General features: G+C 37.9%; 13 protein-coding genes. 8 read left to right on the plus strand and 5 right to left on the minus strand.

Going from position 1 to position 16,329, the window contains the following annotated elements:
- Entirely contained in the window at positions 1 to 1,257 is a 1,257-nt protein-coding gene (locus tag NMK50_RS00490; protein WP_254770460.1) for a lytic murein transglycosylase, read from the minus strand.
- A gap of 275 nt (positions 1,258 to 1,532) precedes the next feature.
- Between NMK50_RS00490 and galU the strand changes: the two genes are divergently transcribed.
- Both galU and NMK50_RS00500 read left to right on the plus strand, forming a co-directional pair.
- The gene (galU, locus tag NMK50_RS00495) at positions 1,533 to 2,423 is read left to right on the plus strand and encodes a UTP--glucose-1-phosphate uridylyltransferase GalU (protein ID WP_254770461.1); all 891 of its coding nucleotides are present in this window, start codon (positions 1,533 to 1,535) and stop codon (positions 2,421 to 2,423) included.
- A 40-nt stretch (positions 2,424 to 2,463) separates the two neighbouring features.
- Positions 2,464 to 3,456, plus strand: a complete 993-nt coding sequence (locus NMK50_RS00500; RefSeq protein ID WP_254770462.1) for a KpsF/GutQ family sugar-phosphate isomerase — start codon at positions 2,464 to 2,466, stop codon at positions 3,454 to 3,456.
- Positions 3,457 to 3,717: 261 nt separating this feature from the next.
- On the opposite strand, the gene omp10 is transcribed toward NMK50_RS00500, so the two are convergent.
- Positions 3,718 to 4,080, minus strand: coding sequence for an outer membrane lipoprotein Omp10 (omp10, locus tag NMK50_RS00505; protein ID WP_254770463.1), 363 nt, complete (start codon positions 4,078 to 4,080; stop codon positions 3,718 to 3,720).
- Positions 4,081 to 4,335: 255 nt separating this feature from the next.
- On the opposite strand from omp10, the gene NMK50_RS00510 reads away from it, so the two are divergent.
- The 3 genes from NMK50_RS00510 to guaB all read left to right on the plus strand — a co-directional run bounded on the left by NMK50_RS00510 (position 4,336) and on the right by guaB (position 9,367).
- The gene (locus NMK50_RS00510; protein ID WP_254770464.1) at positions 4,336 to 5,733 is read left to right on the plus strand and encodes a sigma-54-dependent transcriptional regulator; all 1,398 of its coding nucleotides are present in this window, start codon (positions 4,336 to 4,338) and stop codon (positions 5,731 to 5,733) included.
- 413 nt (positions 5,734 to 6,146) lie between these two features.
- Positions 6,147 to 7,718 carry a phospholipase D family protein gene (locus NMK50_RS00515; RefSeq protein ID WP_254770465.1) on the plus strand — a complete coding sequence of 524 codons (1,572 nt, stop codon included), beginning with the start codon at positions 6,147 to 6,149 and terminating at the stop codon, positions 7,716 to 7,718.
- A gap of 149 nt (positions 7,719 to 7,867) precedes the next feature.
- Positions 7,868 to 9,367 carry an IMP dehydrogenase gene (gene guaB, locus NMK50_RS00520; RefSeq protein WP_254770466.1) on the plus strand — a complete coding sequence of 500 codons (1,500 nt, stop codon included), beginning with the start codon at positions 7,868 to 7,870 and terminating at the stop codon, positions 9,365 to 9,367.
- A gap of 598 nt (positions 9,368 to 9,965) precedes the next feature.
- Here guaB and NMK50_RS10410 read toward each other — a convergent pair.
- Positions 9,966 to 10,097: a hypothetical protein gene (locus tag NMK50_RS10410; RefSeq protein WP_256481479.1), complete on the minus strand. Its 132-nt coding sequence runs from the start codon at positions 10,095 to 10,097 to the stop codon at positions 9,966 to 9,968.
- A gap of 345 nt (positions 10,098 to 10,442) precedes the next feature.
- Here NMK50_RS10410 and NMK50_RS00525 point away from each other — a divergent pair, with 345 nt between their 5' ends.
- The 3 genes from NMK50_RS00525 to NMK50_RS00535 all read left to right on the plus strand — a co-directional run bounded on the left by NMK50_RS00525 (position 10,443) and on the right by NMK50_RS00535 (position 14,317).
- Positions 10,443 to 11,729, plus strand: coding sequence for an RsmB/NOP family class I SAM-dependent RNA methyltransferase (locus NMK50_RS00525; RefSeq protein ID WP_254770467.1), 1,287 nt, complete (start codon positions 10,443 to 10,445; stop codon positions 11,727 to 11,729).
- A 133-nt stretch (positions 11,730 to 11,862) separates the two neighbouring features.
- Entirely contained in the window at positions 11,863 to 13,416 is a 1,554-nt protein-coding gene (gene guaA / locus NMK50_RS00530) for a glutamine-hydrolyzing GMP synthase (RefSeq protein WP_254770468.1), read from the plus strand.
- A gap of 178 nt (positions 13,417 to 13,594) precedes the next feature.
- Positions 13,595 to 14,317 carry a glycerophosphodiester phosphodiesterase gene (locus tag NMK50_RS00535; RefSeq protein WP_254770469.1) on the plus strand — a complete coding sequence of 241 codons (723 nt, stop codon included), beginning with the start codon at positions 13,595 to 13,597 and terminating at the stop codon, positions 14,315 to 14,317.
- A 102-nt stretch (positions 14,318 to 14,419) separates the two neighbouring features.
- Here NMK50_RS00535 and NMK50_RS00540 read toward each other — a convergent pair whose 3' ends face one another.
- Together NMK50_RS00540 and ugpE are read right to left on the minus strand one after the other, a co-directional pair.
- A complete protein-coding gene (locus NMK50_RS00540) occupies positions 14,420 to 15,466 on the minus strand; it encodes a sn-glycerol-3-phosphate import ATP-binding protein UgpC (RefSeq protein ID WP_254770470.1) in 1,047 nt (348 codons plus the stop codon).
- A 2-nt stretch (positions 15,467 to 15,468) separates the two neighbouring features.
- On the minus strand, positions 15,469 to 16,320 hold the full coding sequence (ugpE, locus tag NMK50_RS00545) for a sn-glycerol-3-phosphate ABC transporter permease UgpE (RefSeq protein ID WP_254770471.1): 852 nt from the start codon (positions 16,318 to 16,320) through the stop codon (positions 15,469 to 15,471).
- Positions 16,321 to 16,329: the final 9 nt, after the last annotated feature.

Raw genomic sequence — 16,329 nt, forward strand, 5'->3', positions numbered from 1 at the left:
TTATTGTTTTCTAACAAGAAAGAGGACTTCATGGGTTGGATATCCATTTGTCGTTAAGCCATGCTGCATTTGAAAAGCTTTCAGCGCTTTGTGAGAGGCTGCGCCGATTTTGCCATCAATTTCTCCTTTATAATAGCCAAGCGCCATTAAGCGCGATTGCAGTTCTTTGCGCTCATGAAAAGTAAGAGGTTTGAATGGCCGTTGCCAATCCTGAATGAGTCCAGGTTTTCTAGCAATACGGTTAGCAAGAAGGGCGACCGCTAAAACATAGCGATCGGCATTATTATAACGTTTAAGCACAAAGAAATTTTTTGTTACTAAGAATATAGGCCCCTTTAGCCCATCGGGATATTTTAATATTGCTTGTTCCGATGATAAAGGTAAAGGCTGTCCATTTGCGTTTTTTACGCTTAGCTTTGCCCACTGCTCAAAGGAATGCCAATCTTCAGGAAGATTTTTGCCTTTTGGCAATTTAACTTCTACGCCCCAAAGGAGGTTAGATTGCCAACCATTCATGTGGAGCAGGTTAGCAGAAGTTGCGAGGGCATCTGGAACAGAATTCCAGATATCACGTCGTCCATCCCCATCCATATCAATAGCATAAGCGAGATAACTGCTTGGAATAAATTGCGTATGCCCCATTGCTCCGGCCCAAGATCCAGTAAGTTGAGCGCGTTTAATTTCACCACGTTGGAGAATTTTCATTGCAGCAATGAGTTGCGCGCGCGCGTATTTTACACGTTTTTGGTCAGCATAGGCTAGGGTTGCGAGTGAACGAATGGTATCACACATAACAGTTTTATTTGCTAAAATTTTTCCATAATTGCTTTCCATTGACCAAATAGCGAGGAGAATATTACGGTCAACACCAAAACGTTTCTCAATTTGATGAAGCCAGTTTTTCCATTTTTGAGCTTGACGCCGCCCTTCTAAAATTGCAAAATTATGAATACGATTATCAAAATACTTCCATGGATGATCAACAAATTCTGGTTGGTATGCAGCTTTTTCTAAAACGTTTGGATCTATTACTGTGACGGTTTTAAAAGCTATATCAAACGTAGCAGGTGAGATTTTATTGGCGATGGCTATTTTTTTAAACTCTTTAATCCAATGTTTAAAACCACTGTCAGCCTGTAAAAATGATGTAAAAAACATTAAAAAGGCTGAAAGAAGAGCGGCTAAACCTATAATAAAAGTTTTCCAATTTATCGATTTTTCGAGAGAAAAGAAAGTGTTAGGTTTTGTCTTTTGCATTTTTAAATCCCCCCTCAATATTTAAGTGTTTTTATACGTAAGAGTTTCATTCTTTTATTTGGTGTTATCGATGATATTATCAAATGAATAAGAAAGGCTAAAACGGATTGTTTGTTTTGAAGAAAGATTCCCAATTAGTTATCATATTCTTTACATCTCTTTATATTGGATATTGGCAATCAAAAACAATAAGAGATCTTTTTTTACCATTTAATAAAAACTATGTTAACTGAGAACAGGAAATGATACGATAAATAAGAAGGGGCAAGGTGAAAGTGGGTAAAATCCGGAAAGCAGTATTTCCTGTGGCTGGTCTTGGGACACGTTTTCTTCCAGCAACAAAAACAATTCCTAAAGAAATGCTGACAGTTGTTGATAAGCCAGTGATTCAATATGTTGTAGATGAGGCGCGTGAAGCTGGTATTGAGCATTTTATTTTTGTTACTGGACGCAATAAAGCTGTTATTGAAGATTATTTTGATGCCCAAGTTGAGTTATATACAACTCTTGCTAAACGTGAAAAAAAAGAAGAGCTTGAGCATTTACACAGTTTACAGCCACCACCAGGAACGACTTCCTTTACGCGGCAACAGCAGCCTTTGGGGCTAGGGCATGCTGTTTGGTGCGCGCGTGAATTGGTTGGGAATGAACCTTTTGCTTTATTGTTACCGGATATGCTTATACAAGCTAAAAAAGGCTGCCTTTCTGAGATGATCAATCTTTATGAGGAAACCGGTGGAGGAAATATTGTTGCTGTTCAAGAGTGTGATCCTAGAGAGGCATATAAATATGGTATTGTTGGACGAGGAAAACAGATTGCAAACGGTTTTAAAATTACGAAAATGGTAGAAAAACCAACAAAAGAAACAGCCCCATCGAATTTATACATTAATGGACGCTATATCCTGCAACCAGAAATTTTTGATATTCTCTCCAATCAAGAACGCGGAGCAGGAAATGAGATTCAATTAACAGATGCAATGGTAAGGCTCTCAAATGAACAGGACTTTTTTGGCTTCCAGTTAGAAGGGCTGACCTTTGATTGTGGTTCTAAAGCTGGTTTCATCGAAGCCAATGTTGCATTTTCTTTATCACGAGCTGATATGCATAGCCAAGTTTCTGCTTCATTGAAAAATTTACTAAAAATCATTAAAATTGCAAAATGATTGTAGATCTTTCATTTAATTTCATTTATCAAATTTGATTATGGCAAGAAAATTTCCTCATATAGCTTTGCAGGATGCTGTTACATCAGCACTAAAAACACTTGCGAGTGAAAAGCAAGGGATAAAAGCTCTTGAAGCAGCTCTTTTGGGAAGTCTTTCTTCCTCTTTTGCAACGGCTGTTCAAACGATTAGAAATGCGAATGGTCATGTGGTGATTACAGGTCTTGGGAAGAGCGGCCACATAGGAACAAAAATTGCTGCAACCTTAGCTTCAACGGGAACACCAGCTTTTTTTGTTCACGCTGCAGAAGCCAATCACGGTGATCTTGGTATGATTGGATCTGATGATGTCATCCTTGCCTTATCGTGGTCAGGTGAAACTTTGGAATTGAGTGGTATTATTAACCATGCTGCGCGTTTTCGCACCCCACTTATTGCTATGACATCGGGTGAGCACTCTGTATTAGGACGACAAGCTGATATCGTACTTTTGTTGCCAAAGATAGAGGAGGCTTGTCCACACGGACTTGCTCCCACAACTTCAACAATTATGCAATTAGCGATGGGGGATGCATTAGCTGTTGCTCTTTTAGAAATGCGTGGCTTTACGGCAACAGATTTCAAAACGTATCATCCTAGTGGTTCGCTTGGTGCAAACTTGAAATATGTGCGTGATATTATGCATGAAGGTGATCGTATTCCTTTAGTGATACAGGGAACCAAAATGACTGAAGCGATGAATGTTTTGGTTGAAAAACATTTTGGTTGTGTTGGCGTTGTGAATCAAAAAGGTGAGTTAATTGGGATTGTGACTGATGGTGATCTTGCACGCAACATGCACTTTAACTTATCAAAATTTAATGTTGATGAGGTGATGACAAAAAATCCTAAAATTTTGGAACCAAAGACACTGGTCGGAGCAGCAACAGCTTTTATTAATGATCATCACATTGGTGCTTTTTTTGTGGTTGAGAATAAGAAACCGGTAGGAATTGTTCATTTTCATGATCTTTTGCGCATTGGTGCAGCATAAGTTGTAGTATGTACATCAAAGAAAGTTTTTGAGAATAATAGAGATTCAGCAATAAAAGAACAAAACTTTGTTGTACAACAACAGAAGATGCTTCTCAGAAAAAAGAGTGATCCATATCTTCCATAATGTTTGCAGGTTTTGTTATCAAAGTGCGGTATCAGTTTTTTTTGTATTTTAGAGAAAACTTTTCATCAGGAGGAGAGTTTATACCTCCTGAGTATGTGTATGCATACTGTCTTTTTAAGAGTCACTTGAGTTTTTTTATCTAAAATTTCTCTTAAGAGAAAATTGTGATCCTATCTGTGGTGTGCAGAAAAGGTGTGTTGCATCGGATGATATCATACAATTGACTTTAGATATTGTTCCACGGAGAATAGAGCGTATTTCAATCTCTATCTGTTGGAGATTAACATAATTATATGTACCTTCTGACAATTTTTCTTCTGTATCCGCTGCACGTGTTTCAAAAACGCCGTTGCGAAAAGAAGAAATAATACCGTTTTCATCAACCCATTTTCCATCAATTTTAGCTGGTATATTTTGCCCGTAATAATGTGAAGAACCACAGGCACTTAACACTAAAGTGATGATCATAAGATATAAAATATGGCAGGTATGTTTCATTTATTATACTCTATTTGTATTACTTGGTTCTTTATCTTCTATAACACTATTAAATTATTCTATGAGTCAACATAAAAAAATTGATGAAAATCAATGAAAAACAAAAAAAAATAGAAAAAAATGCCTTAATGTTGTATTTAATTAACAGCTTGATGAAATATCGTAGATAAAACACAAGAGGCTAAATATTTCTTATGGTTTACAACAATTTTTACATTGAGCCGTTTAGTAGTCTCAAAGGAGATTATTAAAATTATGGTTGGTCCTATTCTTGTTGCGAGTGAAGATTATGGAAAACGTATAGAGCTTTCTGCAATGCTTCGAGGTTTTGGTCACCGAGTTATTGAAGCAGAAAATGGTTTACGTACGATTGATCTTTTACACAGGCGTAGAAATATTGTGCTTGCACTCCTTGATGTTGCCATGAGTGATTTGGGTGTAGGTGATTTGATTAAAATGATTAGGGTTGCTGGTGTTTCTGTCCCTATTGTTGTGATAGCACAACAAGAGAATCAAAATATACTCCAGAAAGCTTTAACAGCTGGAGCTATTGATTATTGGATTTATCCAGTGACGTCATTACGATTGAGAGTTACTTTAGATATTCTTGCTCTTATTTCTGCATTGAAGCGTGAGGTTTCTTATATTCGGCGAAAAAATGAGGATCATTTGCGTTTTTCTGATCTCTTTGTGAAAAGCAGACCAATGCAGATCGTTCTAGAACAATCGAGGAAAGCAGCGGGTTCTTTACAGAATCTTTTGATAGAAGGTGAAAGTGGAACTGATCGCGAAATATTAGCGCGCATTATTCATCATGAGGGTTTGTCATCGGAGGGGGATTTTATTCGCTTCCAATGTTCAGCTATTGTTGATCCGGAAGAAGAAAATCGTCAGTGGTTTAAAGAATTTCTACCATTGGTCTCTTCTCTTGAGAAAGGAACACTTTGTCTTTGTGATGTTGATAGACTTGAGCCCATACAGCAAAAACGCTTGGCAAATTATCTTCAAGAGAGGGAAAAGGCAGCAAAGAATAATCTTCCTTCTTTTCGTATTATAGCTATTTCAACATCGCGGCTTTCAGATTTAGTGAAAGAAGATTATTTTTCGCACAGTTTGTTTGAACAGCTTTCCCAATTATCGATCAGTGTTCCTGCTTTGCGGGAATTAAGGGATGATTTTCCAGAGCTTACGCAACATTTGATTGATCGCATTATTATGGAAACAGGGCGATCACATGTTCATGGTTTAGCAGGATCAGCTCTTTCATTACTTATGCAGTATGATTGGCCTGGTAATCGGGCTGAACTTGAGAATTGTTTATTTCGTGCGGTTTTGTTAAGCGAGGGGCCATTGTTAACGGTTCGTGATTTTCCTCAATTAATAGGGGATCCATCAATGAGTGTTCCAAATATTGTTGAGAATGATGGTGAAAAACATCATGAACAGGAAACGATACAATTTTTAAATGCTGAGGGGCATGTTCGAACTTTTGCAGAGATGGAGCATGATATTATTGAGAAAGCGGTTGAACATTATAAAGGGCATATGAGTGAGATTGCTCGGCGTCTTCATATTGGTCGCTCTACGCTTTATCGAAAGATAGAGGAATCGAAAACAATAAAAAGTCGAGAACGGAAACAAAATCTACGATGAATTTTTATTTATAAGAGGCATGATTTTCAGAAAAAGTATAGTAGTTTTTCATAAAGACAGGGGTGGTATTTTTGCCTTTAAAAGAAATAGTGTTGATTGTAGATTTAGGTATAGAGGAGAATTTTGAAGACTTAATAAGTATTGATTTTATTTGATTTAATTATTTTAAATTCTCTTTTTTGTTTCAGTTTTTACAATTTTAGATAAGTTTGTCTTCATTAAAGCTAAAAGATAGTTTTTACATTTTTTATTACTGGAACGAAAATTCTATAATTATTGATAGTGAGTTTATATTCTCTTAAGCAAGAGGTGGCATTCTTTTTGTTGTCTGATTAAGATAGGATGATTGATTTTAATATTATAGTTCGTATCGGTGATGGTGCGCTGGCTTAAAAATGGAAAGTTGATGTTCTTTGACTCTGTTACAGATTGTTATCGGTTTTACCACATTTTTTTTTATTGCGTCTATGTTGGCAATTTACACATATGGACGTTTTGTTAAAAACGCTAAGGGGGAATGTTCTTATGCGTTGACTGTTAAGAAAGATGAAACTAAGTTTGATCGTATAGTGAGTAAATTAGCAGAAGAAACAGATGGATTAGGAGTTGAGAAAGATGCTCTTTCACTCATCATCAGTAATCTGGATGCTTTTTGTATTCGTGCGATAGGAGCTGCACAAGCGGGGCGTAGCCTTGATCTGATGTATTATATTTGGGACGATGATTTAACAGGGCGCTTATTACTAAGCGAAATAGTAGAGGCAGCTGATCGTGGTGTTCGGGTGCGTCTTCTTTTAGATGATATTAATGCGCAAGCGCGAGATCCAGCTTATATTGCTCTAGATAAACATCCCCATATTGAGGTAAGAATGTTTAATCCAGGGCGATCACGTAAGGGTGGTTTACGTCGTGGTTTAGAGATTATATTGCGGGCAATCACTGTTACACGTAGAATGCATAATAAGGCTTTTATTGTAGATGGTCGGGTAGCTTTTGTAGGAGGACGCAATCTTGCGGATTCTTATTTTGATGCTGGTGAAGAATCGCATTTTCGAGATTTAGATTTGATGCTTATCGGTCCCTCGGTTAAAAAGGTAGAAAATATCTTTGATGATTTTTGGAATAGTGCTGTCGTTTTACCAATTCATACTTTGGTTTTTCCTAAAAGTGCAAGCGACTTTGGCTATTGGAAGAATAAATTACGAGAGTTTCGCGATTCTAAAGTTGCAAAAGTTTATTTAGATTATGTCAAGGAGCATATTAATTTTGACAGTTTTATCCAAGCAGGAAAGCGATTATTTTTAGCAGATAAAGTTGTCGTTCTTTCTGATCCTCCAGAAAAGGCCTTACGCAAAAAAGCAGGCAATTGGCTCATGAAGGCGCTTGCACAAGTTATAGGTGAGGCTAAAAAAACAGTTCAGATTACATCACCTTATTTTGTTCCTGGTAAGTTAGGTACGCAGCATTTTAGCAAATTGGTTTCCAAGGGTGTTGATGTCAAAATTCTTACGAATTCCTTAGCGGCCACTGATGTGGCTCTGGTGCATGGTGGTTATGTACCATATCGTAAAGCATTATTGAAAAATGGTGTTAAGCTTTATGAATTAAAACCGGATAGCAATACGCGAGGATTGCGTCTTTTTCGATCCAGTAAGGCAAGTTTACACACCAAAGCTTTTTTAGTTGATCGTAAGACTGCTTTTATTGGCTCTTTAAATTTTGACCCTAGATCAGCTGCGTTGAATACGGAAATGGGCATCCTTTTTGAATGTGCACCGATTACAGCGAGGTTGGATATGCTTTTTTCTGAAGAAACAACAGGCGAAATGAGTTATCATCTGCGTCTTGGTGAGAATAACCGTATTTATTGGGATTTTATTGAAAACGAAAAACAATATAGTGTTGATTCTGAACCAGAAAGCAATTTTGGGCGCCGTATGTTTGCTAAAATAATAAGTTGGTTACCTATTGAATCACAATTGTAGATTTTATAAACTATAATAAGAAGATTATTTTAATTTTTCTTTTCATTTTTTTTGTCGCATGGCATAATTTTTTGCCAATTCGCAACGTGTGAGAACCGCAATTGTATTGAAACAGCTTGCGGTGTTTTTGTTATAAAAGGAATTTGGCTATGGCAAAGATTGTTGAAACAGGAACGGGTGCATTGGCACTGACTTTTGATGATGTGCTTTTACAGCCAGGTTATTCTCTTGTTATGCCTAGCCAAGTCGATCTTAGAACGCGTGTTGCTGCTGATATTACGCTCAATTTGCCGTTACTTTCTGCTGCAATGGATACTGTAACAGAATCGCGTTTAGCAATCGCTATGGCACAAGCTGGTGGTCTTGGTGTTATTCATCGTAATATGTCTCCTGCAGAGCAGGCTGAAGAAGTTCGTCAGGTCAAGAAGTTTGAGTCTGGTATGGTTGTTAACCCAGTAACAATTGGGCCAGATGCAACACTTGAAAAAGCAAAAGATTTGATGCGCTCTTATGGCATTTCGGGTATTCCAGTTGTTGAAAATGACGTTAAAGGTGAGATGGCTGGACGGCTAGTTGGCATTTTAACGAATAGGGATGTGCGTTTTGCATCGGATCCAAAACAGAAAATCTATGAATTAATGACCCATGAAAATTTAATTACGGTACGTGAAAATGTTCAACTGAGTGAAGCAAAGTATCTTTTACATCATCACCGTATTGAAAAATTATTGGTTGTAGATGAACAAAATCGTTGTGTTGGTTTGATAACCGTTAAGGATATTGAAAAAGCACAATTAAATCCAAATGCAGCCAAGGATTTCCAAGGTCGTTTACGTGTTGGAGCTGCTAGCAGTGTGGGGCGTGATGGGATTGAGCGAGCGGAACGGCTTATTGACGCAGGTGTCGATGTGTTGGTGATTGATACAGCGCACGGGCATTCTCAACGTGTGCTAGAAACTGTTGAACGAATTAAAAAGATGGCGTGTTCTACAGCGGTTATTGCTGGTAATGTAGCGACTTCTGAGGCAACGCAAGCGTTAATTGATAATGGTGCAGATGCCGTAAAGGTTGGTATTGGTCCTGGTTCTATTTGCACAACACGAATTGTTGCAGGTGTTGGTGTTCCTCAACTTGCAGCTATTATGAGTGCTGCAGAAGTTGCTGAAAAAGCGGGTATCCCCATCATTGCTGATGGTGGCATTAAAGCTTCAGGTGATTTTGCTAAAGCATTAGCAGGTGGAGCGTGTGCTGCTATGATTGGTTCCCTTTTAGCCGGTACAGATGAAAGTCCAGGCGAAGTTTATCTGTATCAAGGGCGGTCTTTTAAAGCCTATCGTGGTATGGGATCAGTTGGTGCTATGGCAAGGGGATCGGCAGATCGTTATTTTCAAGACGAAGTGCGTGATGAACTTAAATTGGTTCCTGAAGGTGTGGAGGGTCAAGTAGCTTATAAAGGTTCGATAGCTTCGGTTTTACATCAGCTTGCTGGTGGATTACGTGCTTCGATGGGATATGTTGGAGCAAAAGATCTCGCAGAATTTCGTGAAAAAGCAACATTTGTTCGTATCACAAATGCTGGACTCCATGAAAGTCATACACATGATGTTGCTATCACACGAGAGAGCCCAAATTACCGGGGCCCTGTTTGAGATGTAAGACTTTAGAGCTCTGTTGGGGCGTAAAAGTCTTTTGAGAAAATACAGAGAGGCTGCAATTTTTTCTTTTTATGATTTGGTATAAAGAATCCCAAAAAGAAAGAACTGGAGGTTTATGTTCCAATTCTTTCCAAAGGTTATATAAAATGAAGGGAATTAGCTTTTTGTAGTCTTCCGCTCCGTCTTTGACGCGCGTTGGCGAGTGTTCGCCTGATCACTTGGCACGGATTTCTTTCCAGTGTTTGAGGGCATTGTATTGTGACGGCTTTTAGATGAAGTTGTTTTTCCATTATTATAAGTATTCATAGTTTTCTCCTTTTAGATTATCTGGCTTAAAGCCATTACAGTAAAAACGGTCTTACTAAATAGAGGTTCCAAGCGTTTTTTAAAAAGTTAATATTTTGCTAGGAATAATGGGCGTGCTGGTTTTTTAAGAGAAGTATTTTTTCTGATTTTCAGAAAGGGAGCATTTTCAAGAGAGGAGATATTTTGTTACGTGTTTTTTATAGCAGTGCTATGAAAAATCAATTTTGCAAATCATAAAGCTTTGATGATTTTTGTATATGCATATTGGAAAAAAGAATTTAAGAACTTACACTGTTTTGTAGTAACAAACTGGCACCATCAGACTCTTTGCCGGCCCCCAATGTTGCGAAAGCTCTTGGTATTTAGACGATTCATGAAAGGCATTTTTACGCCTTTCTTTAGAGTTTTTTACCCACACGACAGCCCCGCTTATGACGTGCAGAAACATAGTTTAGGTTGATTCAATTAAGAGGATTTAAAATGGGGGAATCTTACAAGGCTTGGGGAGTCTCATTCAAAATACAAAACAGTAAATTATCATTATAAATCAATTCTTTGCAGTATAAAAGAAGTACATATATTTAAGTGACAAGAATGTGAATAATAAGTATATGAAATAAAGAATTTGAAATGCTATAAAATGATAATCGGAATCACTAATCTTTCAATGACAATTGTATATTTTTTTGAAAAAAATTAAAGTTTATAAAGGTAATTTTCCATATTATTTAAAGACTTATAAGAATTCAAATCGGAGAAATGAATGCGCTTAGGTGGGCGTTTGCGTGCGGCAATGGATATTTTACAAGAGTTAGAAACGCAGCATTGCTCTGTAGGGGAAGTATTAAAATCTTGGGGACTTTCGCATCGTTTTGCTGGAGCAAATGATCGTGCAGCAATTGGTACAATTGTTTATGATGTTTTAAGACGACGTTATTCTTTACAATGGCGCATGGAGAGTGATGATGTGAGGGATATTGTTTTCGGTACCTTATTAGATACTGGAAAAATGACCATTGAACAAATTGATAGTGAATTAGAAGGAGATCGATTTGCACCGCAACCCTTAGGGGTTAGACAGCGTCAATCATGGCAAAAACGACAATTAGTTGATGCACCGGATTATATTCGTGGTGATATTCCTCAATGGTGTCAAGCGCATCTTCTTCCTTTATGTCCAGATGATTGGGTCATTGAAGCTGCTGCATTAGCAACGCGTCCTTCTTTAGATTTACGCGTGAATAGCTTAAAGGCAACGCCGGAGAAGGTGCTTAAGGAATTAGCAAAAAACAAATTTCAAGCAATCTCATGGTTTCCGCAAGCTTTAAGAATTGCGCCAATAGAAAAGTTTGACCGTCATCCCAATGTTCAAGTTGAGCATGCTTTTCAAAGGGGAGACTTTGAAATACAGGATTTGGGGTCTCAGATTGTTGCTTATCTTGTCGAAGCAAAAGCAGGTATGCAGATATTAGATTATTGTGCTGGGGCTGGTGGTAAAACGTTGGCTTTGGCGGCCAGTATGCAGAATCAGGGGCAAATTTATGCTTATGATTCAAGTAAAGTCCGTTTAGCTCCTATCTTTGATCGTCTACGGCGCGCTGGTGTTTGTAATGTACAGCCACGAGGTTATGTAACGGAATTAAAGCCGTTAATAGGTTGCATGGATAGAGTTTTACTAGATGCACCATGCAGCGGAACAGGAACATGGCGGCGGCGGCCAAATACGAAATGGCGTTTGACATTAGAAAAAGTAAGACAACGCCAAACGGAACAGAAAGCTATTTTGAAGGAGGCTATCGATTATCTTAAACCAAATGGGCGTTTAGTTTATATTACATGTTCTCTTTTTATAGATGAAAATGAGGAACAAATTTCTCATTTTCTTCAACAGAATTCTAATTTTGATTGCGTAAATATGCGTGCACTTTGGCAGAAACATTTTCGTTTTTCACCGGTGCAGCCGATCTTTTCAAATTATGGTCTCACCTTATCTCCAGCAACAACAAAAACGGACGGTTTCTTTTTGTCTGTGTTGCAAAAAAAACATTGATATATGTTTTTCGCATTTTTTCTCTTAAATTTTATAAGAAAAATATTTTTCTCAAGTAGATAGGCTTGTGAAAAGAGAAAGATTGAATAATAAGTCTTACTGGTTCTCTTTATAATGATTGATTGGTTTTTTTATGAGCGTATCACATCCAGACACTGTTCTTATTATTGATTTTGGTTCACAAGTGACACAACTTATTGCTCGACGGGTGCGAGCAATGGGTGTCTACTGTGAAATTGTTCCTTTTCAGTCCGCTTTAGAAGGCATTAAGCGGAAACCTAAAGCTGTTATTTTATCAGGGAGTCCTTATTCCGTTGTTGATGTTGGTTCACCACGTGTTCCGATAGAAATTTTTGAAATCTCTGTTCCAATTCTTGGTATTTGTTATGGTGAACAAGTGATGTGTATCCAGCTGGGAGGAAAAGTTGAAGTTGGCGATGAGCGTGAATTTGGACGCGCTTTTTTGGAAGTAAAAGAAGAGAGTGCACTTTTTGAAGGTGTATGGGAAAAAGGCTCTTCTTATCAAGTATGGATGAGCCATGGTGATTGTGTAACGGCTTTACCAGAGGGTTTTCATGTCATAGGCACGTCAAAAGGTGCTCCCTATGCAGCTATTGCTGATGAAAAAAGACGCTTTTACGCAGTGCAGTTTCATCCTGAAGTTGTTCACACACCGGATGGTGCAAAGCTTTTGCAAAATTTTGTTTATAAAATCTCTGGTCTTAAAAGTAATTGGTCAATGGCCTCTTATCGTGAGCAGGCAATTGCTGCGATACGGAAAAAAGTTGGCAAAAGCCGTGTAATCTGTGGTCTTTCCGGTGGTGTGGATTCATCCGTTGTGGCTGTGCTTCTTCATGAAGCAATAGGAGATCAACTGACATGTATTTTTGTCGATCATGGGTTGATGCGCAAGAATGAGGCTGAAGAAGTTCTTACATTATTCCGAGATCATTATAATATAGAGCTTATTCACGTTAATGCCGCCAATATGTTTATCAATGCTCTAGAAGGTGAAACAGATCCAGAGAAAAAGCGCAAAACGATTGGCCGCCTTTTTATTGAAGTTTTTGAAGAGGAGACGAAAAAGATTGGAGGCGCAGAATTTTTAGCGCAGGGTACGCTTTATCCAGATGTCATTGAGAGTGTTTCAGCAATTGGTGAGTCAGTAACCATTAAAAGTCATCATAATGTAGGTGGATTACCAGAACAGATGCAGATGAAACTTGTAGAGCCCTTGCGTGAGCTTTTTAAGGATGAAGTTCGTTCGCTAGGGCGAGAATTAGGGTTACCTGAGCAGTTTATTGGTCGTCATCCTTTTCCAGGTCCCGGTCTCGCGATTCGGTGTCTAGGTGCAGTAACGCGTGAAAAATTAGAAATTTTACGTGAGGCAGATGCTATTTATCTTGATGAGATCCGTAAAGCTGGTCTTTATGATGAAATTTGGCAGGCTTTTGCTGTTCTCCTTCCTGTGCAGACAGTTGGTGTGATGGGTGATGGACGCACGTATGAATTTGTTTGCGCTCTTCGTGCTGTAACATCTGTAGACGGAATGACTGCTGACTTTTATCCCTATAGTATGGAGTTTTTAAGCAAAACAGCAGCACGCATTATTAACGAAGTGAGAGGTATTAACCGTGTCGTATATGATGTAACCTCAAAGCCTCCTGGTACTATTGAATGGGAATGATTAAAATAAAGTCTAAAGCTTTTAAAAAGAGAGCATTGTTAAAAATTTGATATTCAAGTGGAATAATCAGGAAAAGAGAATTTTTAAAAGATTGTTATTTATCTGGGATGATTTAAAAAAAACATTACCTGATTATAAATCGACTAATGATTGAAATTTGAGAAGAGTGAAGTTTTGCATGTCTGAAAAAAAAATTGTTGCACATCGTGGTGGAGCGCATCTTTATCCTGAAAATACTCTTTCAGCGTTTCGTCATGCAATTGCATTGGGAGTGGATGAAGTTGAATGCGATGTTCATCTGCTTAAAAGTGGTGAAGTGGTTGTCTTTCATGATTTTCATTTAGAACAATTGGTTGGCAAAGCAGGGTATATTCACGATATTGATAATGAAACGCGCAAGCAACTTTGTGTAAAAGGAAGTAGTGAATATCCTCCTTTATTAGAAGAACTGCTTGATCTTTTAGCATCAACCAATATTGCACTACATCTTGAAATTAAAACATGTGGTGAAGTTGAACGTGAAGCGATTTTATCCCAAAAAGCACTTGCATTGATAAAAAGCCGAAATTTAGAAGATCGGGTTTCGGCAATTAGTTTTGATCCTGTAAGCCTTCGTCCCTTTATTGAAGCCGGAATACCATCTGGCCCATGCATTGATAGCTTTGAAGGTGATATGTATCATCATTTTTCTGAGTGGAAACAATTGGGATATTCTGATCTGAGCTTAAATGGCTCCATTGTTTCACAGCACTTTGTTGAATCAGCGCTTGATGCTGGTTTTACGGTAGGGGTGTGGACAATTAACGGAAGAGCGCGGTTATCGCATTGGCTTGATATGCCTGTACATTACATCACAACAGATCAACCTGATTTAGCTTTACAATTGCGTACAAAGAGATAAAAAACACATCTATAATACGAAAGATTATCTCTCTTTAAAAATAGAATTACATGGAAGAATTATTTACGGATATTGCTTATACGATCAAAATTTCTAATCTCTTTATTTAATATTTGTACGTTTTCCATTGGTTTTATTAAAAGTGTGAAAATTTTGATGGGCAACGGTGAAACTGAGTTTTTTGCCATAATCGCTTGTAAGTCGCTCTTTTATTTCAATGGTAAAAATATTATTATTCCAACGCGTTAAGACATGGCATCCTGTCCCAACAGGTTTGATAAGTTCAATTTCTGTATGAAAGACAGGTCCTTTATCTGGATATTCTCCCAATAAGATGACTTCTGGTCTGAAGGCCAACAGATCAGTTTTTTCATTGTAAGGTAATGAATGACCTAAGTATTGTTCTAAGGTTTGGCGATCAAGAAAATTCATAGGGGGAGAGCCAATAAAATCAGCAACAAATATTGTTGCTGGGAAATCATAAATTTCCATTGGTGTTCCAATTTGCTCGATAGCGCCATTATTCATGACAACGATTCTATCGGCTAGAGTCATGGCTTCTAGTTGATCATGGGTAACATACAGGCTCGTTGTTTCCAGTGAACGCTGTAGAGTTTTAATCTCAATACACATTTGTGCTCGCAATTTTGCATCGAGATTTGAGAGAGGTTCATCAAAGAGAAAAACCCGTGGTTGGCGAACAATCACACGCCCCATTGCAACACGTTGGCGCTGTCCTCCTGATAATTGTCGTGGTTTACGGTTAAGGAATGGCTCTATTTGTAAAAGTTTTGCAGCATGCGTGATACGTCTATTTATTTCATCTTTAGGTGTTTTACGATTTTTAAGACCATATTCTAAGTTTCCACGCACTGTCATATGGGGATAAAGGGCATAATTTTGAAAAACCATAGCAATATCACGATCAGCGGGTTCTCGATCATTGATACGCTCGTTATCAATATAGAGTTCACCTGAAGTGACTTGTTCTAGCCCTGCAATGATACGTAACAAAGTTGATTTTCCACATCCTGAAGGACCGACAAGAACAAGAAGCTCGCTATCAGCAACTGTTAAGTTTAAATCATCGATGACCAGAATGCCGTTTTCATATTGTTTTTTTATATTTGATAACTGGATTATGGCCACAGTTATTTCTCCGTTTCAATAAGGCCTTTGATAAAAAGCCGTTGCATGCAGATAACAACAAGAACGGGCGGTACCATGGCAACGACCGATACTGCCATAAGGATATTCCATTGAGGATCATGTTGAATTGATTCTACGACAAGTTGCTTTAGAATAATAAGAATAGTTTGATGATTTTGATCCGTTGTTACGATAAGAGGCCAGAGATACTGTATCCACCCATAAATGAACATAATAATAAATAAAGCAGCGATATTGCTTTTGCTGAGCGGAAGGAGAATATCTTTAAAAAATTTAAATGGTCCTGCACCATCAACACGAGCAGCCTCTAAGAGTTCATCAGGAACAGTTAAAAAAAACTGTCGAAATAAAAATGTAGCAGTTGCAGATGCAATGAGCGGAATAATCATACCACCATAGGTGTTTATCATGCCTAATTGTGCGACAACTGCATATGTTGGAATAATACGAACTTCGACGGGAAGCATTAGAGTGATAAAAATAAGGGCAAAAGCAGTTTTTCGCAAAGGAAAGCGCATGTAAACAATTGCATAAGCAGAAAAGAGCGAAATAATAATTTTTCCAATGCTAATACCAAGCGCCATAATGAGTGAGTTGATTAAAAGTGGCCATAGCTTTGGCAGGCCAAGTTGTGCAAGACCATCACCAAAGATCGTTTTATAGTTTTCCAGAGTGTGCTTTCCCGGTAAAAGAGGGAGTATTCCTGAGCTAAATGCAGTTGAACTATGAGTCGATGCAATAATAGCAACATAAACTGGAAAGCAAATAATAAGAATACCAACAATGAGAATGAGGTGAGTGAGAAATTTTAGAATAGGGCGATTTTCAACCATAATTCGCTT

This window comes from Bartonella harrusi, from assembly GCF_024297065.1.
GTDB lineage: Bacteria > Pseudomonadota > Alphaproteobacteria > Rhizobiales > Rhizobiaceae > Bartonella > Bartonella harrusi.